We start from the raw sequence: 19,618 nt of genomic DNA on the forward strand, positions 1-19,618 counted from the left end.
TCCAGTCAGAGTCACGAGGGGAGGACACCATGCGTAAATTGTTTGCAGGCCTGGCGGCGATGGCGATCGCCGCATTCGGAGCGGTGGAGGCCAAGGCCGACAAGCTCCAGGACATCCTGTCCAAGGGCGTCGTGCGCATCGGCGTGCCGCTCGATGCGCCGCCCTTCGGCTCGCAGGACGCCAACCGCAAGGCGGTTGGATTCGACATCGAGCTCGCGGAGATGGTCGCCAAGGGTCTCGGTGTGAAGCTGGAGATGCAGCAGATCACCGGCGCCAACCGCATCCCCTTCCTGCTCACCGACAAGGTCGACATCGTCATCTCGGTGATGGGCCTGTCGCCGGAGCGCGCCCGGCAGATCATGTTCACCGCGCCCTATGCCAACACCTTCCTGGCGGTCTACGGCGCGAAGTCCGCGACCGTCAGCAGCCCGGAGACGCTGGGCTCGGCCCGCATCGCCGCCGCCAAGGGCACGACGCAGGAACTCGCCATCACCGAAGCCGCACCCAAGGCGAACGTGATGCGCACCGAGGACGACGCAACCGCGGCCGCGGCCTACATCACCGGCCAGGCCGATCTGCTCGCGACCAACTCGATCGTCGCTCAGGCGCTCGCCAAGCAGAACCCGAGCAAGGAATTTGAGCGCAAATTCGTCATCCGTCGCAGCCCGGCGCATATGGGCGTGCAGATGGACCAGCATAACCTCGTGCGCTGGCTCGACAGCTTCATCTTCTACGCCGCGATGAACGGCGAGCTCGACCGGCTGCACAAGAAGTACCTGGACATGCCGATGGACCCACTGCCGACGCTGTGAGGCGGTCCACTGCCGTCATTCTCGGGCGGCGCATAGCGCCGACCCGAGAATCTCGTGACCAGAAGGCTCTGGCTAGAGCCTCCTCCTGCCTGAGATGCTCGGGTCAAGCCCGAGCATGACGGTCCTTCTCGACCCTCCCCATTCTCGGGGAGGGCTTCCCAGGCCACGTCCATCGAGCCCCGCCATGACCAGCCCCCGCCAAAAGCCTACCCCGCGCCCATCCAGCGCCTTCCTCACCGTCGATCCGGAGAAGGACGGCAAGCAGGTCGGTTTCCTGATGATCCCGCATTCGCCGCATGACGATGCCTGGGGCGCGACGCGGATTCCGATCGCTATCATCAAGAACGGCTCGGGCCCGACCGCGATCCTCGAAGGCGGCAATCATGGCGACGAATACGAGGGCCCGATCACGATCTGCGACCTGATCCGCGATCTCGATCCCGGCCGCGTGCAGGGTCGGCTCATCCTGATGCCAGCGAACAATGTCCATGCCGTTATCGCCGGCCAGCGCACCTCGACGGTCGACGGGCTCAACTTCAACCGCACCTTCCCGGGCGACCCGCGCGGCACCATCACCCAGCAGATATCGGCTTTCGTCAGCGATCATATCCTGCCGCTGGGCGACGCCTTTCTCGACCTGCACTCCGGCGGCTCCTCGCTCGACATCATCCCGAGCGCGATCGTCGAGCCGACCGACGATCCCGGACTGCACAAGCGCAACGTCGCGGCGGTGCAGGCCTTCGACGCGCCGATGACGGTGGTGATCTCCAATCTCGGCGAGCCGCGTACCGCGACGGCGACCGCCTGCCGGCAGGGGCTCGTCACGGTTGGTACCGAGATGGCTGGCGCCGGCGCGGTTTCGCTCGATGCTCTCAAGATCTGCCGGCGCGGCGTCGCCAATGTGCTCGACCATCTCGGCATCGTCCGGCGCGACAAGCCCGAGCCGCGTAGCGGCGGTGGGCAGGTGCTCGAACTGCCGGGAACCGCCGCTTACGTCTATGCCACGGCGGACGGCGTCTTCGAGCCGTTCCATGCCAATGGCGAGACCGTCAGCGCCGGCCAGCCGGCCGGGCGCATCCATTGCACCTGGGACCCGACGCGTCCGCCGGAGACGCTCCGTTACGCCGCCGACGGCATCCTCTATGGCAGGCGCCAGCCGGGCCGGGTCCGGCCGGGCAATTGCTGCCTGATCGTGGCGTCGCCCTATCGCGGGGTGTTGTCGTGATCGGTCTCGACGACGTCCGCGCAGCGCGCTGGCGGATTGCACCGCATATCCGCAAGACGCCGACGCTGCCCTATGCCCAGCTCAGCTCGCGCGAGGCGTTCGGCGGCGCGGTGACGCTGAAGCTCGAACTGTTGCAGGCGGCCGGCTCGTTCAAGGCGCGCGGCGCGATGAACCGGCTACTGACGCTTTCGGCCGAGGAGCTGGCCCGCGGCGTCGTCACGGCGTCCGGCGGCAATCACGGGCTCGCCATCGCCCGCTCGGCCCATGTGCTCGGGGTGAAGGCCAAGATCTTCCTGCCGTCGAACGTTGTCGCCGACAAGGTCACCAAGCTCAAGAACTGGGGCGCCGAGGTCGAGATCGTCGGCGCGGTCTGGGACGAGGCCAATGCCGCCGCGCTCGCTTACGCCGAGAAGACCGGCGCGACCTATGCCCATCCGTTCAGCGATCCCGTCGTGGTCGCCGGCCAGGGCACGCTCGGGCTCGATATCCTCGACGAGATGCCGGATGTCGACGTCATCCTTGTTGCGATCGGCGGCGGCGGACTGATCACCGGGCTGTCGACGGCGGTGAAGGCGCTCAGGCCGCAGACGCGCATCATCGGCATCGAGCCCTATGGCTCGCCGACGCTGCATGCCTGCCTCGAAGCCGGCAAGCTGGTCACGCTCGACAAACTGGAGACGAAGGTCGCGACCATGTCGTGCCGGCGCACCGACCAGGCGATCTATGAGGCCGTCGCGCGCAATGTCGACGAGATCGTGCTGGTCAGCGACGACGAGATGGAACAGGCAGCCCGATCGCTCTGGTTCGAGTTCGGTATCGCCGCCGATCTGTCCGGTGCGGCCGCCGTGGCGGCCCTTCAGGCGAAGCGCTTCGTGCCGGCGCCGGGCAGCAAGGTCTGCGCGCTGGTCTGCGGCGCCGGGACCGACGGGACCTGACCCTCGCCGTCATGCTCGGGCTTGACCCGAGCATCTCGTGATGGGGAGGTTCCGGTCCGCGCCTTCTGGTCCTGAGATTCTCGGGTCTGCGCTTTGCTTCGCCAGAGAGTGACGCCTCGGGATTACCGCGCGACGCTCAGCCCCTGCACGCCGTGCTTTGCGATCAGCGCCGCGACGAAGCCGGACTCCTTCGCCGCAGTGACGAATTTGGCGAGATAATCCGCTGCCTCGGTCTTCGCCTTGGGCACGCCGATAGCCTGCTGCACGGTCATGAAGTGACCGTCGAGGATGCGCGTGCCCGGAATGGCGGCGACATCCTTCAAAAGGCGCGGACGCAGGCCTGCGAGCGCATCCAGCTTCTTGGCGACGAAATCATCAGCGGAATCGTCGAGCGTGCCGGAGCGGACGAGCTCGGCCTTGCGGATGTTGCGGTCGAGCCAGAGGCCATAGGCGGCGCGGCCGCTGACGGCGATGCGGACGCCCTCAGTATCGACATCGGCGATCTCACGTAGCGGCGAGCCTTCGCGAACCAGATAGGTCGCCTCGATCTCGGCGTAAGCGGGCGTGAAGCTGATCGCTTCGGCCCGCTGCGGCTCGGCGCCGATCAGCCCGACATCCCATTCGTCGCAGGGCGCAGCATCGGCGAGCAGGCCGGGATTTTCATAGGGCACATAGCGCAGGCCGGTGCCGAGATGGTCGGCGAGGGCGCGGGCCATGTCGGGCGAGACGCCTTGCGGCTCGCCCTGCGGGCCACGGCTGGAAACCAGCAGGAAGTTCGAGAGGTTGATGCCGGCGCGCAGCAGATTGCCGGGGGCGAGATGCTCGCGCACGGTCGGCGAGAGCTGGCCGATATCGGGGCGCAATTCCATGATGTTTCCCTGCCGTTCGAGCTGCGTCCTTATGCGCCGCGTGGCCGCAAGGAGACAAGCTGCTGGCGGTTTCCGGGCGAAGTCGCGGCATCGTCGTGACGATGCATTTTCTGGGGAACTATGCGGGACAAGAGGGGTTTGCCGGGGAGTTCTTTCATCGGAAGGAGAACTCAGATGATGAAGAAACTGGCTCTCGCGACGGCCATCGTCGCGTTTTCGACCGCTGCCATGGCGCAGCAGAATCCCTCCGGCGCCCAGGGTGGCGCGGCTGGCGGCGCCGCAGCGGGCGCGGTTGGTGGTGCGGTTGTCGGTGGCCCCGCGGGTGCGGTGGTCGGCGGTGTCGGCGGCGCAGTCGCTGGTGCGATCATCGGCGACAACACCCCGCGCTTTCGCCAGTATGTCGTCGAGCAGCGGGTGCCGTCCTATACCTATCAGGAGCCTGTCGCCGTTGGCACGGTCCTGCCCGAACGCGGCGTAACCTATCGCGAGGTTCCGCGTGAATACGGCGCGGCGGGGTATCGCTATACGGTGGTGAACGACCGCACCGTCGTCGTCGAGCCACGGACTCGCAAGATCATCCAGATCATCGAGTGAGCTGAATAGCGGGTGAGGTTTCACCCCTGGATGCATGATCGGCAAGCGCGGCCTTCGGGCCGCGCTTTCGTTTGCCCGGTTACAGATCGAGCCAGCGCGCGCCCTTTGCGGAAGAGCGGACCGCCGCCTCGATGAAGCGGACGCCGCGCACACCATCGGCAACGGTCGGAACCAATGTCGAGAAGGGAGCGGGCTCGCGTCCCTCGATCCGGGCGGTGATCTGCTCGGCGATATCGACGTAGAGCTGGGCGAAGCCTTCGAGATAGCCTTCGGGGTGCCCGGCCGGCACGCGCGAGGCGGCGTTGGCGACCGGATAGGCGCCGGCGCCATTGCGCCGGATCAGCCGCGGCGGCTCGCCCAGCGGCGAGTGGATCAGCAGGTTCGGATTCTCCTGCTGCCATTCGAGCCCGCCCCTCTCGCCGTAGAGGCGGATGCGCAAACCGTTCTCCTGGCCGGCGGCGACCTGGCTGCACCAGAGCATACCGCGCCCGCCGCCTTTGAAGCGCAGCAGCATATGGGCGTTGTCGTCGAGCCGGCGGCCTTCGACGAAGACATGCGCCTCGGCCGCGAGCGCTTCGACCTCGTCGTCGGCGATGAACTCGGCGAGGTTGAAAGCATGGCTACCGATATCGCCGATCGAGCCCGCCGGGCCGGATTTGGCCGGATCGGTCCGCCACTCCGCCTGCTTCTGGCCGCTGTCCTCGAGCCTGGTGGCGAGCCAGTCCTGCGCGTACTCGACCTGGACGACGCGGAGCTTGCCGATCACCCCTTCGGCGACCATGGCGCGGGCCTGCCGGACCAGCGGATAGCCGGTATAGTTGTGGGTGACGGCGAAGATCAGGCCGCTATCCTGCGCCAGCTTGGCGAGTGCTTCCGCTTCGCGCAGGCTGGTGGTCAGCGGCTTGTCGCAGATCACATGGATGCCGGCCTTGAGGAAGGCCTTGGCTGCTGCCGCATGGGCGTGGTTCGGCGTGACGATTGCGACCGCGTCGATGCCGTCCTTGCGGCGCTTCTCGCGCTTGGCCATCTCGTTGGCATCGGCATAGAGGCGGGCGGGGTCGAGCAGCAGGTCCTCGCCCGAGAGCCGCCCACGTTCGGGATCGGACGACAGCGCCCCGGCGGTAAGCTGCCAGCGGTCGTCGAGCCGGGCGGCGATGCGATGGACCGCGCCGATGAAGGCGCCGCGCCCCCCGCCGACCATGCCGAGGCGCAGCCGGCGGTTGAGCTTCGGCGTCGGGGTGCTCTCGATCGGCATGGCCGTCTCCCTCAGCCGTCAAGACCGAGCATGCGCCGGTTGGCCGCTTCGTCGGTGCCCCCGGCGGCGAAGTCGTCGAAGGCTTTCTCGGTGACGCGGATGATGTGGGCGGCGATGAACTCCGCGCCTTCGCGTGCGCCGTCCTCGGGATGCTTCAGCGCGCATTCCCATTCGAGCACGGCCCAGGAATCGTAGTCGTATTGCGCCAGCTTCGAGAAGATGCCGCCGAAATCGACCTGGCCGTCGCCGAGCGAGCGGAAGCGGCCGGCCCGGTCGATCCAGGGCTCGTAGCCGCCATAGACGCCGATGCGGCCGTTCGGATTGAACTCGGCATCCTTCACATGGAAGGCCTTGATGCGCTCATGGTAGAGGTCGATGAAGGCGAGATAATCGAGCTGCTGCAGCAGGAAATGGCTCGGGTCGTAGTTGATGCAGGCGCGGGCATGGCCGCCGACCGCATCGACGAAGCGCTCGAAGGTCGCCCCGTCATGGACGTCCTCGCCCGGATGGATCTCGTAGCAGAGATCGACGCCGGCCTCGTCGAAGGCGTCGAGAATCGGGCGCCAGCGCTTGCCGAGTTCGGCGAAAGCGGTCTCGACCAGCCCCGCCGGGCGTTGCGGCCAAGGGTAGACGAAGGGCCAGGCGAGTGCGCCGGTGAAGCTGACATTGGCCGACAGCCCGAGCCGGCGCGAGGCTTTCGCTCCGAGCTTCATCTGCTCGACCGCCCATTCCTGCCGGGCCTTCGGATTGCCCCGCACGGCGGGCACCGCGAAACCGTCGAAGGCCTCGTCGAAGGCGGGGTGGACGGCGACGAGCTGGCCCTGGAGATGAGTGGAGAGTTCGGTGATCGACAGGCCGTATTGGGCGAGCGTGCCCTTGACCTCGTCGCAATAGGTGTCGGATTCGGCCGCCCTGGCGAGGTCGAACAGCCGGGCATCCCAGCTCGGGATCTGCACGCCCTTGTAGCCGAGGGAGGCGGCCCAGCGGCCGATCGCGTCGAGCGTGTTGAACGGCGCGGTGTCGCCGGCGAACTGGGCGAGGAAAAGGCCAGGGCCCTTCATGGTTTTCATCGCGACCCTCCCGACAACAAGGCTCCTTGCCGGAGCTCGCAATCTACCGCCGATCCGGCGATGTAATCGATTGCAGGAATGTAACGGGGCAGCGCTTCCTGTCAAACCGGGGCGTCGGATCGCGCCACGCCGTCATTCCGGGCTCAGGCCTGCGGCCTGCCCCGGAATGACGATGCGGTTCGATTGGAAGGCCGCCGCGGTTGCGAAGCGGCGCCGAGTTCGATCGACGTTCAGCGCTCGATCATCTTGTTCCAGCGGCTGTTCCACTCCGGCCGCTTGGCGTTGATCGCATCCCAGTCGAGCGTCACGGCGGTTTTCATATTGGCGTGGAAGGCCTCGAGCTTCTTCTCGGCCTCGGGCGTCGCGGCCTTGGCCTTGGTGTTCGAGGGCACGATGTTGCCCGCGGTGAGCGCCTTGGACTGCGCCTCAGCCGAGAGCAGATAGGCGGCGAGCTTCTGGGCCAGTTCCGGTTCTGAATTGTTGGCGATGACGCATTGCGCCACCATCAGCACGACCGAGCCTTCCTTCGGCTGGGCGTATTCGACGCCGATGCCTTTTTCCTTCAGCGTCGAGATGCCGGTCGGGGTCAGCGGGAAGATCGCGGCCTCGCCGGTCTGCGCCATCTCGGCGATCTTGGCCGAGCTCGGGATGAATTCGAGCACGTTCTTGCCGATGGTGTCGCGGAACTTGGTGAAGCCCGGCTCGACATTGGCCTCGGTGCCGCCCTGGATGCGGTTGAACATCAGGAAAGCGTGCAGGCCGAAGGACGAGGCCGAGGCCGACTGGAACACGACCTTGCCCTTGTATTTGGGATCGGCGAGATCCATCCACGAGGTCGGTGCCGGCCAGCCTTTCTCGTCGAACAGCTTCTTGTTGTAGCCGAGCCCGGTCATGCCGAGGTCGATGCCGACAGCCATGTCGTCCTTCATCCGGGTGCCGGGCGCGAGCTCTGCCATCTCCGGGCCGCTCTTCAGCTTTGCGCAGAGACCGGCGCCGATGGCACGGACCATGACGCCGTCATCAAGGAACATGACGTGCATCTGCGGCTTGTCCTTGGCCGCTGTCGCCTTGGCGAGGATGTCGGAGGAGGTGCCGGGGACGACCACGACCTTGACGTCGTTGGCCTTCTCGAACTCGGGGAAGACGCCTTGCGTGAAGGTCTTCTCGAAATTGCCGCCGTTCATGCCGACATAGAGTGTCTTCGACTGGGCGAAGGCGTGGCCGGCAGCGGCCAGCGTCATAGTGGCGACGCCGGCGGCCAGGATGCTGCGATAGCTGGTCATGGTCTCAACTCCCCTGAGTGTTGTGGCTCTTGGTTTTGCCCCGCACCCGAGCCAGCGTCGGTGCGGGCGGAAATTCCTGCGAAGCGGCCGATCGAGAAGGCCGCAATCGGGGTCTGCGTCTGCCCATCGCGGACGAGCTCGGCGAGGACTTCGCCGACGCCGGGCGCGATCTGGAAGCCGGCGCCGGTGAAGCCGAAGGCGTGGATCAGTCCCGGTGTTGTCCCGCTCGGGCCGATCACAGGATTCTTGTCCGGCATGGCCCCTTCCGTGCCGCTCCAGAAGCGGATCGCCTGGGCATGGCGCAAGGCCGGGAACAGTGCGGCGGCGTTGTTCATGATCGCGAGCGCGCCATCGCCGCGTGGCCGCGAGAAATCCGGGTCAGCCAGCGGCAGGGCGCGCTCGCCGCCGACAACGATATTGCCGCGCTCGACCTGGCGGGCATAGATGCCGCCGCCCTCCATGCCGATATTGACGGACATCATCTGCTCTATCGGCTCGGTGACGACCATGGATGGGTAGATGCGCGAGAGCGGCACCGGCTCGCCGAAGCTCTCGGCGAAGGGACCGGCCCAGGCGCCGGCGCTGTTGATGACGAAGCGGGCGCGCAGCGTGAGGTTGCCGGCCGCCTCCAGCGCGAAGCCCTCGCCATCGCGGGTCACGCCTTCGACGGGCGTGTTCTCCAGCACTTCGACGCCGGCCCGGCGCGCCGCGGCGGCAAAGCCGGTCGAGACCAGGCGCGGATTGGCGTGGCCATCGCCGGCGCAGAAGGAGGCGCCGACAACGCCGTCGCCGATCCAGCCGAAGCGCTCGCGCAGGCCGTTATGGCCGATCAGTTCGAGGTCCAGCCCCTGCTCGGCAACTTCCGCCGCATAGACTTCGAGCGACGCCATGTCCGCCTCATTGCGGGCGAGCTTGAGATGGCCGGAGCGCAGGAACTCGCCATCGATGCCGATCAAGGCCTTGAGCCGCGGCCAGACGGCATGCGCCCGCTGCGACAAAGGCAACTGCTCGACCGGACGGCCCTGACGGCGCACGCCGCCATAGTTCACGCCCGAAGCCTGCGCGCCGCAAAAGCCCTTGTCGAGCAAGGCGACGGAAAAGCCCAGTCCGCGCAGCGCCAGCGCGGCCGAGGAGCCGACGAGGCCGCCGCCGATGATCGCAACGTCGACGTCGAGCCGCCGGCTCATTCCGCGGCCTCCTGCTGAGCCGTGAGCGCGAGTGTCAGCGGCACCGGCTTGAGCGGCGCCTGGCTCCGCAGGCGGCCGACGGCCTCGATGCCGCGGTTCGTCTCATGCGCCAGCAATTCAGCTGCGGCGGCACCGCAGACGCGGCCCTGGCAGCGGCCCATGCCGACGCGGCTCACGGCCTTCAGCCGGTTGAGCTCGTGCACGCCGAAATTGGCGATGGCGGCGCGGACCTCGCCGGCATTGACCTCCTCGCAGCGGCAGAGCGTCGTGGTGTCGGCGATGTCCTTCATCCAATGCGCCGGGAAGGGGAAGGCGGCTTCGAGCACAGCGCGGAAGCGGCCGATGCGGGCGAGCTCCGCTTCCAGCGTGGCGGCGCGGGCAGCGTCATGCGGCAAGCCGCGATCCTGCAGCAAAGCGAGCGCAGCGCGCTCGCCGGCGCGTTCGGCCGCATCCGCTCCGGCGATGCCGGCGCCGTCGCCGGTGATGTAGACGCCGGGCACGCTGGTACGGCCCGCCGCGTCGCGCTCGGGCAGGGCGGCGCGATCGCGGGTATTGAAGGCGAAGCGGCAGCCGGCGAGATCGGCGGCTTGCGTCTCGGAGCGCAGGGCAAGACCGTAGCCGATGCCGTCGCAGGCGAGGCGGTGCTCCAGCCCGTCCTGGCGCCAGGCGATGGCCGCGACCGTGCTTGCGCCCTCGATGCGGACATCCCCGACGCCGTAATGCAGAGCGACGCCGCCAAGCTTCAATTCGGCGGTCATCCGCATACCGCGCAGTACGATTCCCGGGAAGAGCGGCAGGCCTCGCAATAGGTTGAACTTGGCGGAGAAGGGCGCGGTGTCGAGCACGGCCGCAACCTTGGCGCCGGCCTTCATGTACTGCCAGGCAACGAGATAGAGCAGAGGGCCGGAGCCGAGGAAGACGATCCTGCTGCCGATGGCGCAGCCTTGGCTCTTCAGCGCGATCTGGGCGCCGCCCAAGGTGAAGACGCCGGGCAAGGTCCAGCCCGGGACGGGCAAGGTGCGATCGGTCGCGCCGGTCGCGAGCACGAGTCCGTCATAAGCGACCTGGCGGCTCGTGCCCTCGACCATGATGTCGGCCCGGCCGTCGCGCAGATTCCAGAGCAGCGCCTGCGGCCAATAGTCGAGCCTGCCGTCGAGCGCGGCGAAGTCGCGATGCAGTGCTTCGGCCTTGCTCGCTTCCGAGCCGTAGAGGTCGCGGCTGGAGCGTCCGTCCGGGATGAGGCGCTGGCGATAGATCTGGCCGCCGCAGGCGGGCGCCTCGTCGACGACGAGCGGGCGCAGGCCGGCCGCAACCAGCGCCTGCGCGGCGCGGATGCCGGCCGGGCCGGCGCCGACGATCAGCGGCTGCCCCTTCATACTGCCCTCGCGCGGCGGGTGACGATGTGCATGCCGACGGTCAAGGCGGTCGAGCAGGCGCGCAGGCGCTCGCCGCTCTCGAGCACGACCCAGCAATCCTGGCAGGCGCCCATCTGGCAGAAGCCGGCGCGCGGCGAGGCCGAGAATTCTGAGAGGCGCAGGCGTTCCGAATGCGTGAGGATTGCGGTCAGCACGGTGTCGCCTGCGCGACCTTCGCAAGGAGCGCCGTCCAGCGTGAACGGGATGGCCGGATGATCGGCGCGAACGAGGCGATGCAGCAGCGGCATGTCACTTCTGCCCGACCAGGATCTTGTCGAGGCCGAAGGCGCGGTCGAGCACCAGCATGGCGCCGGCGGTGAGCGCGATCATCAGCGCCGACACGGCGGCCATCATCGGGTCGATGGATTCGGTCGCGTACATGTACATCCGCACCGGCAGCGTCACGGTCTGCGGCGACGTCACGAAGATCGACATGGTCAGCTCGTCGAAGCTGTTGATGAAGGCGAGCAGCCAGCCGCCGGTGATGCCGGGCAGGATCATCGGCGCGGTGACGCGGCGGAACACCGTCCAGTGCGAGGCGCCCAGCGTCATCGCCGCCTGCTCGGCCGAGCGATCGAGCCCGGTGAAGGCCGCCATCACCAGCCGCAGCACATAGGGCGTGATCACCACGACATGGCACACCACCAGCCAGGCGAAGCTGCCGGTCGCGCCGATCAGCGCGAACAGGCGCAGGAAGGCGACGCCGAGCACGAGGTGCGGGATGATCAGCGGCGAGAGAAAGAGCGCGTTGAGCGCATTGCGACCGGGGAAATCATAGCGGTCGATGGCGAGCGCCGCCGGCACCGAGATCGCGACCGCGAGCGTCGCCGCGAGTGTCGCCAGCCAGAGGCTGTTGACGAAAGAGGCAACGAAGTCGGGATGCTCGAAAATCGCCCGGAACCAGCGCAGCGAGAAGCTGGTGGTCGGGATCGAGAGGGTGTTCTCCGGCGTGAAGGCGACGAGGCAGATCACCACCAGCGGCGCCAGTACGAAGGCGACGACGAGCGTGTGGAAGAGAAGCGCGATGGGGCCATTCTTCTGCATCGGACTCACCCCAGGGCCTTGCGGGCGCGCGTCTCGACCATGCGGTTATAGGCCAGCATGATTGCGAGGTTTGCGGCGAGGACGATGATTGCGATGGTCGCGCCGAGCGGCCAGTTCAGCTCGTGCATGTACTCGTCGTAGACCAGCGTCGCCGCCATCTTGAGCCGGCGCCCGCCGAGCAGGCCTGGAATGGCGAAGGCCGAGGCCGAGAGGCCGAAGACGATCAGGCTGCCCGAGAGCATGCCGAGCGAGACTTGCGGCAGCACGACCCGGCGCAAGGCGGTGGCATGTGAGGCGCCGAGGCTCCAGGCGGCGGCCTCGACCATCGGATCGAGCTTCTGCAGCGCGGTCCAGACCGGGATCACCATGAAGGGCAGCATGACGTGGACGAGGGCGATGACGATCGCGGTCTCGGTGTAGAGCAGGCGCACGCTCTCGAAGCCGAGGCCCTGAAGCGCCTGGTTCACGAGGCCGGTCGAGCCGAGCAGCATGCTCCAGCCGAAGGCGCGAACGACGACCGAGACGAGCAGCGGCCCGATGATCACCAGGAGGAAGACCGAGCGCCAGGGATCGCGCATCCGCGACAGGATATAGGCCTCGGGCGCACCGATGACGGCGCAGATCAGCGTGGTCAGCGCGGCGAGCCGGAGCGTGCGCCAGAAGATGCCGAGATAGTACTCGTCCGAGAACACGGCCGCGTAATGGGCGAGGGTGAACTCGTTCTTGATGCCGGTGGCGTGGTCGTAGACGTGGAAGGAGAGGATCAGCGTCAGCCCGAGCGGCAGGATGATCAGCCCGAGGAAGAGCAGTGCGCCTGGCCCGGCGAGCCAGAACGGTGTCGCCGCGGAGCGCCCGACGCTCATGCCGCCGCTCCCTGCGAAATCTGTTCGATGCGCTGGCTGGTGGGAGCCCAGTCGAGCGCGACCTTCGCTCCCTCGCGGGCCGGCTCATCGCCATCGTTCGGGGCCGAGACCAGGATCGCGCCGGCCGGCGTCTCGACCGTGAACAGCCAGGCGCTGCCGAGGAAGAAGCGGTTGGCGATAGTGCCGTCGAGCCGGCCCTGGCCAGGCGCCTTCAGCTCGATCTTCTCCGGTCGGACGGAGAGCGCGATCGCCTGTCCTTCGACGAAGCCGCTCGCTTCGGAGGGGAAGGCGATGCCGGCAATCTCTGCCGCGCCCTTGCGCCAGGTGCCTTCCAGCCGGTTCATCTTGCCGACGAAGGTGGAGATGAACGGCGTCGCCGGGTTCTCGTAGAGCTTGTAGGGCGCGTCGACCTGCGTCATCCGGCCCTGCTCCATCACGACGACGCGGTCGCTGATCGAGAGCGCCTCGGCCTGGTCGTGCGTCACCATGATCGTGGTTGTGCCGACGCGCTGCTGGATGCGGCGGAGTTCGAACTGCATCTCCTCGCGCAGCTTGGCATCGAGATTGGAGAGCGGCTCGTCGAGCAGCAGCACCGGCGGCTGGATCACGAGGGCGCGGGCGATGGCGACGCGCTGGCGCTGGCCGCCGGAAAGCTGGCGCGGATAGCGCTCAGCGAATGAGGCGAGATGGACGAGGCCGAGCATCGTCGCAACGCGCTCGTCGCGCTCCGCCTTGGCGATCTTGCGCATCTCCAGGCCGAAGGCGACGTTCTCTGCGACGGTCATGTGGGGAAAGAGCGCGTAGCTCTGGAAGACGATGCCGAGGCCGCGCTTGTTCGGCTTCTCGCGGGTGATGTCGCGGCCATCGAGCGTGATCGTGCCGGTGGTCGGCTCGATCAGACCGGCGATCATCTGCAGCGTCGTGGTCTTGCCGCAGCCCGAGGGGCCGAGCAGCGAGACGAACTCGCCCTTGGCGACGCTGAGGTCGATGTCGCGCGCGGCGGCAAAGTCGCCATAGACCTTGCTCAGCTTCTCCAGCGTCAGAAAGCCCATGACCTCTCCCGCCTGACCTGCCCCGCCCGCTCATCGGGGTCTCTTGCCTTATGCGGGGGAGGAAGCGGCAGGAGTGGAACTTCGTCAACGAAGAATTCCGTATGAGAGAATTTTAATCCATATAATTCCGTTATATGAAATTTATTGCGACTACTTGCCTAAGTGATTAACGTAGATGGATGTCTGATTCTGCCGAGCCTCTCTCCAGCCTGCGCCGTGCTCTCGGCCTGCTGCGCCGTGTCGGAGCGGCCGACGCCGGGGGTATCCGCCTCAAGGACCTCGCCGAGCAGGCTGGCTGCAGCCAGCCGACGGCGCATCGCGCGCTGCAGGACTTTGCCGCCGAGGGCTTCGTCGAGCAGACCGGCAAGCGCTACCGGCTGGCGCTCGACTTCTTCGTGCTGGCGGCGCGCGCCGGCCATGCCGACGGCCTGCGCGACCTCGCCAAGCCGGTGCTGCTGCGCCTCTCGGCGACGCTGACCGACACGATCTTCCTGCTCGTCCGCAACGGCTACGACGCTGTCTGCCTCGACCGGATCGAGGGGCCGTTCCCGATCCGCTCTTTCACCGGCGATATCGGCGGCAAGGTGCCGCTCGGACTGGGGCAGGGGAGTCTCGCCATCCTCGCCCATCTGCCCGAGGCTGAGCGCGAGGCGGTGATCCGCTTCAACGTGCCGCGCCTGCTCGATCGCGGCTTCCTCGACGAGGCGGCGCTGCGGGTCGCGCTGCAAGCTGCGCGGGCACAAGGCTGGGTCAATCTCAATACCGGGCTGATCCCGGGCATGGCGGGCCTCGGCGTGCCGGTTTTCGATGCGCAGGGGCGCGCCGTTGCGGCGCTCAGCGTCGGCACCCTGGCGGATCGGCTGCGTCCCGAGCGCCTGCCCGGCGTCGTCGCAATCCTCAGAGCGGAGGCTGCGACGCTGGGCGCCATGCTCAACCCGTTCGACACGGCCCTGCGTCATCCCTCGCGCAGCCTGAGCTCGCTGTCATGATCCTGGTCTGTGGCGAGGCGCTGGTCGATCTCTTCCTCGATCCGCCCGACGACACCGAGACGGCCGGGCGCGCCGATGCGGGACCAATGCCAAAAGCGGTAGAGGTCGAGAGGGAACTCGCCCGTTCGGGCTGACGATCCCCCTTTTGCATGGCAGCTCCGTCCGCTCGCCGCCGTGACCTTGCCGCTATCGATATGCTACCTCGGCTTGCCGCTGCGGCGGCCGATCGCAATCGCCATGGAGAATGATCGTGCTGGAGAAGGCCTGGGCGGATCTTGCCGCGCATCGCACCCGAACCGTCTCGCAGCATCTGCGCGAGCTCTTCGCGGCCGACAACAAGCGCTTTGCCAGCTTCTCGGCCCGGCTCGACGACCTCTTGCTCGATTATTCCAAGACGGCGGTGACGCCTGAGACGGTGGCGCTGCTGCTGGCGCTTGCCGAGGCGGCAGATGTCGGAGCCAAGCGCGACGCGATGTTCGCGGGCGAGCCGATCAACACGACGGAAGGCCGCGCCGTGCTGCACACGGCGCTGCGCAACCAGTCCGGCCGACCGGTCAAGGTCGATGGCGTCGACGTCATGCCTGAGGTGAACGCGGTCCTGGAGCGGATGTCCGCTTTCGCCGATGGCATTCGCAGCGGAACGATCGCGGCGGCCGATGGCGGGCGCTTCAGCGATGTCGTCAATATCGGCATCGGCGGTTCCGATCTCGGCCCGGTGATGGCGACGCTGGCGCTGGCGCCCTATCATGACGGGCCGCGTCTGCATTACGTCTCCAATGTCGACGGCGCCCATATCGCCGACACCCTGGCGAAGCTCGACCCGGCCCGGACGCTGGTGATCGTGGCCTCGAAGACCTTCACCACGATCGAGACCATGACCAATGCCGCGACGGCGCGGCGCTGGATCGCGGGGGCGTGTGGCGAGGCGGCGGTGGCCAAGCACTTCGCCGCGGTCTCGACCGCGCTCGACAAGGTCGCCGCCTTCGGCATCCAGCCCGACCGGATTTTCGGCTTCTGGGACTGGGTCGGCGGCCGCTATTCGGTCTGGTCGGCGATCGGCCTGCCGGTGATGATCGCGATCGGACCCGAGGACTTCCGTGCCTTCCTCGCCGGTGGCCATGCGATGGACGAGCATTTCCGAAACGCGCCGCTGGCTAAGAACCTGCCAGTGCTGTTTGCCCTGATCGGACTCTGGCATCGCGAGAGCTGCGGCTATCCGGCCCGTGCCGTCCTGCCTTATGACCAGCGCCTGGCGCGACTGCCGGCCTATCTGCAGCAGCTCGACATGGAGTCGAACGGCAAGCGCGTGCACAAGGCGGGCGGGGCGGTGACGCGGCCGACCGGCCCGCTGGTCTGGGGCGAGCCCGGCACCAATGGCCAGCACGCTTTCTTCCAGTTGCTGCACCAGGGCACCGACATCATCCCTTGCGAGTTCCTGGTCGCTGCCGAAGGGCACGAGCCGGAGCTCGCCCATCAGCATCGCCTGCTGCTCGCCAATTGCCTTGCCCAGAGCGAGGCGATGATGAAGGGCCGCACGCTGGAGGAGGCGAAGGCGCAGCTCGCCGAGCAGGGCCTGTCATCTGAGTCGGTCGAGCAGCTCGCGCCGCACAAGGTCTTCCCCGGCAACCGGCCGAGCGTGACCATCGCCTATCGCAAGCTCGATCCCTTCACGCTCGGGCGGCTCATCGCGCTCTACGAGCACCGCGTCTTCGTCGAGGCTGCCGTGTTCGACATCAACGCCTTCGACCAATGGGGCGTCGAGCTCGGCAAGGAGCTGGCAACGGCGCTGCTGCCGGTGATCGAGGGCAAGGCGCCGGCGGATGCGCACGACGCCTCGACGGCGGGGCTGGCGCGCTATCTGACCGGACGGTAGGCCAGGCCGTCATTCTCGGGCGGAGCGCAGCGCAGACCCGAGAATCTCAGGACGCGATGGTGCCGACCGGAGCCTCCTCGAGCCTGAGATGCTCGGGTCAAGCCCCAGCATGACGCGCGTTAGGAACCGCCGCCCGGCTGCTTCACGTCACGCTGGGTGATCAGCCGGGCGCTGCGCTGGTCCCTGGCATGGATCCAGAGCCAGCTCAGCGCCACGCTGACGCGGTTGCGCACGCCGATCAGGAAGTAGATGTGGGCCAGGCCCCAAAGCCACCAGGCGAGCCAGCCCTTCAGCTTCACCCGGCCGAAATCGATGATGGCGACGCGCTTGCCGACGGTCGCGAGGCTGCCGGCATGGCTGTAGGCGAAGGGGCGCGGCGCCTTGTCGCCGGCGAGCCGCCGCTTGATCGTCGCCGCGACATGGCGCCCCTGCTGCTTGGCGGCGGGCGCGATGCCGGGAACCGGCTTGCCGTCCTGGTCCATCACGCTCGCCGTGTCGCCGACCACGAAGATCTCCGGATGGCCGGGCGCTGTCAGATCGGTTTCGACCTCAACGCGGCCGGCGCGGTCGACCGGCGCACCGAGCCAGGCGCCTGCCGGCGAGGCGCGCACGCCGGCCGCCCAGATCACTGTCGCGGCCGGCAACTCCTCCGGCCCGATCGAGACGCCCTTGCTGCTGCAAGCGGTGACCGGCGCGCCTGTGCGGATATCGACGCCGATGCGCTGCAAGGCGTCATGAGCATAGCGTGAGAGCTCTTCGGCAAAGCCGGGCAGGATGCGCGGACCGGCTTCGACCAGCACGACCCTCGTCTCGCGCGTGTCGATCCGGCGGAAATCCTCGGGCAGGGTGGCGTGCGCCAGTTCTGCGATCGTGCCGGCGAGCTCGACGCCGGTCGGGCCGGCGCCGATGACGACGAAGGTCAGGAGCGCGGCCCGTCGCTCGGCGTCGCTTTCCGCTTCGGCCTGCTCGAAGGCGAGCAGGATGCGGCGACGGACCGTGGTCGCGTCTTCGAGGGTCTTCAGGCCCGGCGCATAGGGCTCCCAGTCGTCATGGCCGAAATAGGCGTGGGTCGCGCCGGTGGCGACGACGAGCGTGTCGTAGCGCAGCGTCTCGCCGGTCGAGAGCGTCACTTCACGCAGGGCCGTGTCGATACCGGTGACCTCGGCCAGCAACGTGGTGACATCGCTGCGGCGCCGGAACAGATGGCGGATCGGCCAGGCGATCTCGGAGGTCGCGAGCGAGGCGGTGGCGACCTGATAAAGCAGCGGCTGGAAGAGGTGGTGGTTGCGGCGATCGACGATGGTAATGCGCACATCCCCACCCGCCAGGCGGTGCACAGTCTCGAGGCCGGCGAAGCCACCACCGATCACAACGACATGATGCGGTTCGCTCATTGATCATCCCTCGCCTCGGCAGAACGAGAGCCTGTGTAGCATGGCCGCAGGACCGGGGCTGTAGCCGGTCCTTCAGCACCTACCTGCTTCAGGGCACCCAACGCCGCGACTGCTCGGCGCGGTCGTCATAGCTTGCCTCGAAGATCGGCGCGGCGAGGGTGGCGCGGACCTTGAGGATGCCGCTCCCGATATTGCGGAAGCCGTGCCGGGCGCCGGCCGGGATGAGCACCGACTGGTTGGCGCGCAGGATCAGGCTCTCGCCGCGCAAGGTGATCTCGGCCTCGCCCGCCATCACCTCCAGCACTTCTTCAACTGCGTGGAGATGGATAGGGGCGCCGAGGCCGGGATCGCAGAACTGCTCGAAGATGCAGAGCTGGGCGGAGCGCACCAGCGCCGAGACCCGCATCAGCGTCATCACGCCTTCCCGCCATTGCTCGAGCGGCTGCGTCTCGTGGTCGAGCAGGTTCATGCGCTCACCTTCTGCGCGAGCCCGGTCATCGGCGGCTCGTGTGGGATCCGGACTTCCGATGTCGGCGCGCCGCTCCAGAGCGACTGCAACTGACTGACGACATGCCCGCCGAAGCTCTCGTAGGGAATGCGGATCGAGGTCAGCCAGGGCGCGATCCAGTGGTTGATGGCGTTGCCGTCGACCCCGACCAGCGTGCAGCGCTGCGGGATCGGCACATCGTTCTCGACTGCGAGCCGGTAAGCGCCATAGGCGATCAGGTCACTGACGCAGAGGGCGCCTTCCGGCCAGCCGCCGTCCTGCATGAGCGCGCGGGCAGCGGCGTAGCCGATCTCGATATGCGAGAGACCGGGTCCGCTGGCGCGCCGGATGGCATCGGCCGGCACGCCGCGCGCGACGAGACGGTCGACGAAGCCATCGGCCCGCTCCGATGTGCTCGAAATGTTCTGCGCCGCCATCAGCACGGCTGGGCGCTCGATTCCCCGCGCCAGCATGAAATCGGCGGCGTCGGCCCCGGCGGCGCGGTTGTCGATGCCGACATAGGCGCCGCCGCCGAGCGGATTGTGGCGCGCGACGAAGACCATGGGATCGCCGCGCAGCAACGTCTCCTCGAGGCCGCGGCTGCGCACCGCGCTGACCATGACATAGCCGGCTACGAACTGCTCGCGCATCGCCTGGAGGTAGTCGTCCTGCAATTCGGCGCGGTCATGCGTGTCGCAGAGGATCATGACGTAGCCGGCAGCGCGCAGCGCCGCTTCGGTCGAGACCGCGATCGCCGCCATGGCCGGATTGTCGAGATTGGGCGAGAGCATCGCCACGACCCGGCTGGCGCGCTGGCGCAACGCCCGTCCGACTGGGTTCGGCCGATAGCCCAGCCGCGCGATCGCCTCCTCGACGCGCGCCACCGTCTCGGGCGAGGCCCGTCCGCTCGCGCCGTTGACGATGCGTGACACCGTCGAGATCGAGACGCCGGTGTCGTGCGCGACAGTGGTGAGCGAGACCGAACCCTGCTGTGCCGTTGCGGCCCTGGCCTTCATCGCGCTCCATCCCCGATTCTGCGCCCGGAGCACGCGCCATTCAGATCGCTCGGCGATCTGAATGGACTACGCGTTCTCCCTCCAAAGTGGGAGACGGATTCACCGATCAGGTTGGGACAACCTGATCGGATCCGGCTCCTGCGAACCGGCTCCAAAGAGATGCCGGCTCATCTCGGGATTGACAAGCTAGGCAAACGTTTGCCTAAATGAAAGTCAAGGCGCCCCGGGAGGCGTCGGTTCAAGCGGGATGGAACG

20 protein-coding genes are annotated in these 19,618 nt (G+C 67.6%); 7 read left to right on the forward strand and 13 right to left on the reverse strand.

The genetic code is table 11. From position 1 onward, the window contains the following. Positions 1-29: 29 nt before the first annotated feature. The 3 genes from ASE66_RS11960 to ASE66_RS11970 all read left to right on the forward strand — a co-directional run bounded on the left by ASE66_RS11960 (position 30) and on the right by ASE66_RS11970 (position 2,972). Positions 30-812 (forward strand): transporter substrate-binding domain-containing protein, encoded by a 783-nt coding sequence (locus ASE66_RS11960; protein WP_057189810.1) that lies wholly within the window; start codon positions 30-32, stop codon positions 810-812. Between the two features lie 184 nt (positions 813-996). Next, entirely contained in the window at positions 997-2,037 is a 1,041-nt protein-coding gene (locus ASE66_RS11965) for a succinylglutamate desuccinylase/aspartoacylase family protein (RefSeq protein WP_057189811.1), read from the forward strand. Next, on the forward strand, positions 2,034-2,972 hold the full coding sequence (locus ASE66_RS11970) for a threonine/serine dehydratase (RefSeq protein ID WP_057189812.1): 939 nt from the start codon (positions 2,034-2,036) through the stop codon (positions 2,970-2,972). Before ASE66_RS11965 ends, ASE66_RS11970 begins: the two co-directional genes overlap by 4 nt. A 122-nt stretch (positions 2,973-3,094) precedes the next feature. On the opposite strand, the gene ASE66_RS11975 is transcribed toward ASE66_RS11970, so the two are convergent. Further along, complete coding sequence (locus ASE66_RS11975) at positions 3,095-3,841, reverse strand: transporter substrate-binding domain-containing protein (protein WP_057189813.1); 747 nt, start codon at positions 3,839-3,841, stop codon at positions 3,095-3,097. 174 nt (positions 3,842-4,015) lie between these two features. On the opposite strand from ASE66_RS11975, the gene ASE66_RS11980 reads away from it, so the two are divergent. Beyond that, positions 4,016-4,435: a DUF1236 domain-containing protein gene (locus ASE66_RS11980; protein WP_057189814.1), complete on the forward strand. Its 420-nt coding sequence runs from the start codon at positions 4,016-4,018 to the stop codon at positions 4,433-4,435. Positions 4,436-4,514: 79 nt separating this feature from the next. Here ASE66_RS11980 and ASE66_RS11985 read toward each other — a convergent pair whose 3' ends face one another. From ASE66_RS11985 to ASE66_RS12025, 9 genes are all read right to left on the reverse strand, one after another. Beyond that, complete coding sequence (locus ASE66_RS11985; protein ID WP_057189815.1) at positions 4,515-5,690, reverse strand: Gfo/Idh/MocA family protein; 1,176 nt, start codon at positions 5,688-5,690, stop codon at positions 4,515-4,517. An 11-nt stretch (positions 5,691-5,701) separates the two neighbouring features. Further along, positions 5,702-6,760, reverse strand: coding sequence for a sugar phosphate isomerase/epimerase family protein (locus ASE66_RS11990; RefSeq protein WP_057189816.1), 1,059 nt, complete (start codon positions 6,758-6,760; stop codon positions 5,702-5,704). A gap of 230 nt (positions 6,761-6,990) precedes the next feature. Beyond that, the gene (locus tag ASE66_RS11995) at positions 6,991-8,043 is read right to left on the reverse strand and encodes a polyamine ABC transporter substrate-binding protein (protein ID WP_057189817.1); all 1,053 of its coding nucleotides are present in this window, start codon (positions 8,041-8,043) and stop codon (positions 6,991-6,993) included. After that, a complete protein-coding gene (locus ASE66_RS12000) occupies positions 8,040-9,230 on the reverse strand; it encodes an NAD(P)/FAD-dependent oxidoreductase (protein ID WP_057189818.1) in 1,191 nt (396 codons plus the stop codon). The genes ASE66_RS11995 and ASE66_RS12000 overlap by 4 nt, the downstream gene beginning before the upstream one ends. Beyond that, entirely contained in the window at positions 9,227-10,606 is a 1,380-nt protein-coding gene (locus ASE66_RS12005) for an NAD(P)/FAD-dependent oxidoreductase (RefSeq protein WP_057189819.1), read from the reverse strand. The genes ASE66_RS12000 and ASE66_RS12005 overlap by 4 nt, the downstream gene beginning before the upstream one ends. Beyond that, positions 10,603-10,893, reverse strand: a complete 291-nt coding sequence (locus ASE66_RS12010) for a (2Fe-2S)-binding protein (RefSeq protein ID WP_057189820.1) — start codon at positions 10,891-10,893, stop codon at positions 10,603-10,605. Before ASE66_RS12010 ends, ASE66_RS12005 begins: the two co-directional genes overlap by 4 nt. A 1-nt stretch (position 10,894) precedes the next feature. Then, positions 10,895-11,689 carry an ABC transporter permease gene (locus ASE66_RS12015; protein ID WP_057189821.1) on the reverse strand — a complete coding sequence of 265 codons (795 nt, stop codon included), beginning with the start codon at positions 11,687-11,689 and terminating at the stop codon, positions 10,895-10,897. A gap of 5 nt (positions 11,690-11,694) precedes the next feature. Next, a complete protein-coding gene (locus tag ASE66_RS12020; RefSeq protein ID WP_057189822.1) occupies positions 11,695-12,552 on the reverse strand; it encodes an ABC transporter permease in 858 nt (285 codons plus the stop codon). Beyond that, entirely contained in the window at positions 12,549-13,604 is a 1,056-nt protein-coding gene (locus tag ASE66_RS12025) for an ABC transporter ATP-binding protein (protein ID WP_057189823.1), read from the reverse strand. Before ASE66_RS12025 ends, ASE66_RS12020 begins: the two co-directional genes overlap by 4 nt. 179 nt (positions 13,605-13,783) lie before the next feature. Here ASE66_RS12025 and ASE66_RS12030 point away from each other — a divergent pair, with 179 nt between their 5' ends. The 3 genes from ASE66_RS12030 to pgi all read left to right on the forward strand — a co-directional run bounded on the left by ASE66_RS12030 (position 13,784) and on the right by pgi (position 16,466). Continuing rightward, positions 13,784-14,593: an IclR family transcriptional regulator gene (locus ASE66_RS12030; RefSeq protein ID WP_057189824.1), complete on the forward strand. Its 810-nt coding sequence runs from the start codon at positions 13,784-13,786 to the stop codon at positions 14,591-14,593. Then, on the forward strand, positions 14,590-14,727 hold the full coding sequence (locus tag ASE66_RS32050; protein WP_156412113.1) for a hypothetical protein: 138 nt from the start codon (positions 14,590-14,592) through the stop codon (positions 14,725-14,727). The genes ASE66_RS12030 and ASE66_RS32050 overlap by 4 nt, the downstream gene beginning before the upstream one ends. Before the next feature lie 110 nt (positions 14,728-14,837). After that, a complete protein-coding gene (gene pgi, locus ASE66_RS12035; protein WP_057189825.1) occupies positions 14,838-16,466 on the forward strand; it encodes a glucose-6-phosphate isomerase in 1,629 nt (542 codons plus the stop codon). A 119-nt stretch (positions 16,467-16,585) separates the two neighbouring features. Here pgi and ASE66_RS12040 read toward each other — a convergent pair whose 3' ends face one another. From ASE66_RS12040 to ASE66_RS12050, 3 genes are all read right to left on the reverse strand, one after another. Beyond that, positions 16,586-17,860, reverse strand: coding sequence for an NAD(P)/FAD-dependent oxidoreductase (locus ASE66_RS12040; RefSeq protein ID WP_057189826.1), 1,275 nt, complete (start codon positions 17,858-17,860; stop codon positions 16,586-16,588). Between the two features lie 88 nt (positions 17,861-17,948). Next, a complete protein-coding gene (locus ASE66_RS12045) occupies positions 17,949-18,329 on the reverse strand; it encodes a cupin domain-containing protein (protein WP_057189827.1) in 381 nt (126 codons plus the stop codon). Further along, complete coding sequence (locus tag ASE66_RS12050) at positions 18,326-19,363, reverse strand: LacI family DNA-binding transcriptional regulator (RefSeq protein ID WP_057189828.1); 1,038 nt, start codon at positions 19,361-19,363, stop codon at positions 18,326-18,328. Before ASE66_RS12050 ends, ASE66_RS12045 begins: the two co-directional genes overlap by 4 nt. Positions 19,364-19,618 lie beyond the last annotated feature (255 nt).

It is taken from the genome of Allobosea sp. Root483D1 (assembly GCF_001429505.1).
In the GTDB taxonomy this organism is placed as follows: domain Bacteria; phylum Pseudomonadota; class Alphaproteobacteria; order Rhizobiales; family Beijerinckiaceae; genus Allobosea.

Excerpts from the sequence above, each read along its gene's own strand:
- ASE66_RS11975 (WP_057189813.1), bottom strand. The coding sequence starts at position 3,841 with ATGGAATTGCGCCCCGATATCGGCCAGCTCTCGCCGACCGTGCGCGAG.
- pgi (WP_057189825.1), top strand. The coding sequence starts at position 14,838 with ATGATCGTGCTGGAGAAGGCCTGGGCGGATCTTGCCGCGCATCGCACC.
- ASE66_RS12050 (WP_057189828.1), bottom strand. The coding sequence starts at position 19,363 with ATGAAGGCCAGGGCCGCAACGGCACAGCAGGGTTCGGTCTCGCTCACC.
- ASE66_RS12030 (WP_057189824.1), top strand. The coding sequence starts at position 13,784 with ATGTCTGATTCTGCCGAGCCTCTCTCCAGCCTGCGCCGTGCTCTCGGC.
- ASE66_RS12020 (WP_057189822.1), bottom strand. The coding sequence starts at position 12,552 with ATGAGCGTCGGGCGCTCCGCGGCGACACCGTTCTGGCTCGCCGGGCCA.
- ASE66_RS12045 (WP_057189827.1), bottom strand. The coding sequence starts at position 18,329 with ATGAACCTGCTCGACCACGAGACGCAGCCGCTCGAGCAATGGCGGGAA.
- ASE66_RS12000 (WP_057189818.1), bottom strand. The coding sequence starts at position 9,230 with ATGAGCCGGCGGCTCGACGTCGACGTTGCGATCATCGGCGGCGGCCTC.
- ASE66_RS11985 (WP_057189815.1), bottom strand. The coding sequence starts at position 5,690 with ATGCCGATCGAGAGCACCCCGACGCCGAAGCTCAACCGCCGGCTGCGC.
- ASE66_RS11960 (WP_057189810.1), top strand. The coding sequence starts at position 30 with ATGCGTAAATTGTTTGCAGGCCTGGCGGCGATGGCGATCGCCGCATTC.
- ASE66_RS12040 (WP_057189826.1), bottom strand. The coding sequence starts at position 17,860 with ATGAGCGAACCGCATCATGTCGTTGTGATCGGTGGTGGCTTCGCCGGC.
- ASE66_RS12010 (WP_057189820.1), bottom strand. The coding sequence starts at position 10,893 with ATGCCGCTGCTGCATCGCCTCGTTCGCGCCGATCATCCGGCCATCCCG.
- ASE66_RS12025 (WP_057189823.1), bottom strand. The coding sequence starts at position 13,604 with ATGGGCTTTCTGACGCTGGAGAAGCTGAGCAAGGTCTATGGCGACTTT.
- ASE66_RS32050 (WP_156412113.1), top strand. The coding sequence starts at position 14,590 with ATGATCCTGGTCTGTGGCGAGGCGCTGGTCGATCTCTTCCTCGATCCG.
- ASE66_RS12015 (WP_057189821.1), bottom strand. The coding sequence starts at position 11,689 with ATGCAGAAGAATGGCCCCATCGCGCTTCTCTTCCACACGCTCGTCGTC.
- ASE66_RS12005 (WP_057189819.1), bottom strand. The coding sequence starts at position 10,606 with ATGAAGGGGCAGCCGCTGATCGTCGGCGCCGGCCCGGCCGGCATCCGC.
- ASE66_RS11990 (WP_057189816.1), bottom strand. The coding sequence starts at position 6,760 with ATGAAAACCATGAAGGGCCCTGGCCTTTTCCTCGCCCAGTTCGCCGGC.
- ASE66_RS11965 (WP_057189811.1), top strand. The coding sequence starts at position 997 with ATGACCAGCCCCCGCCAAAAGCCTACCCCGCGCCCATCCAGCGCCTTC.
- ASE66_RS11995 (WP_057189817.1), bottom strand. The coding sequence starts at position 8,043 with ATGACCAGCTATCGCAGCATCCTGGCCGCCGGCGTCGCCACTATGACG.
- ASE66_RS11980 (WP_057189814.1), top strand. The coding sequence starts at position 4,016 with ATGATGAAGAAACTGGCTCTCGCGACGGCCATCGTCGCGTTTTCGACC.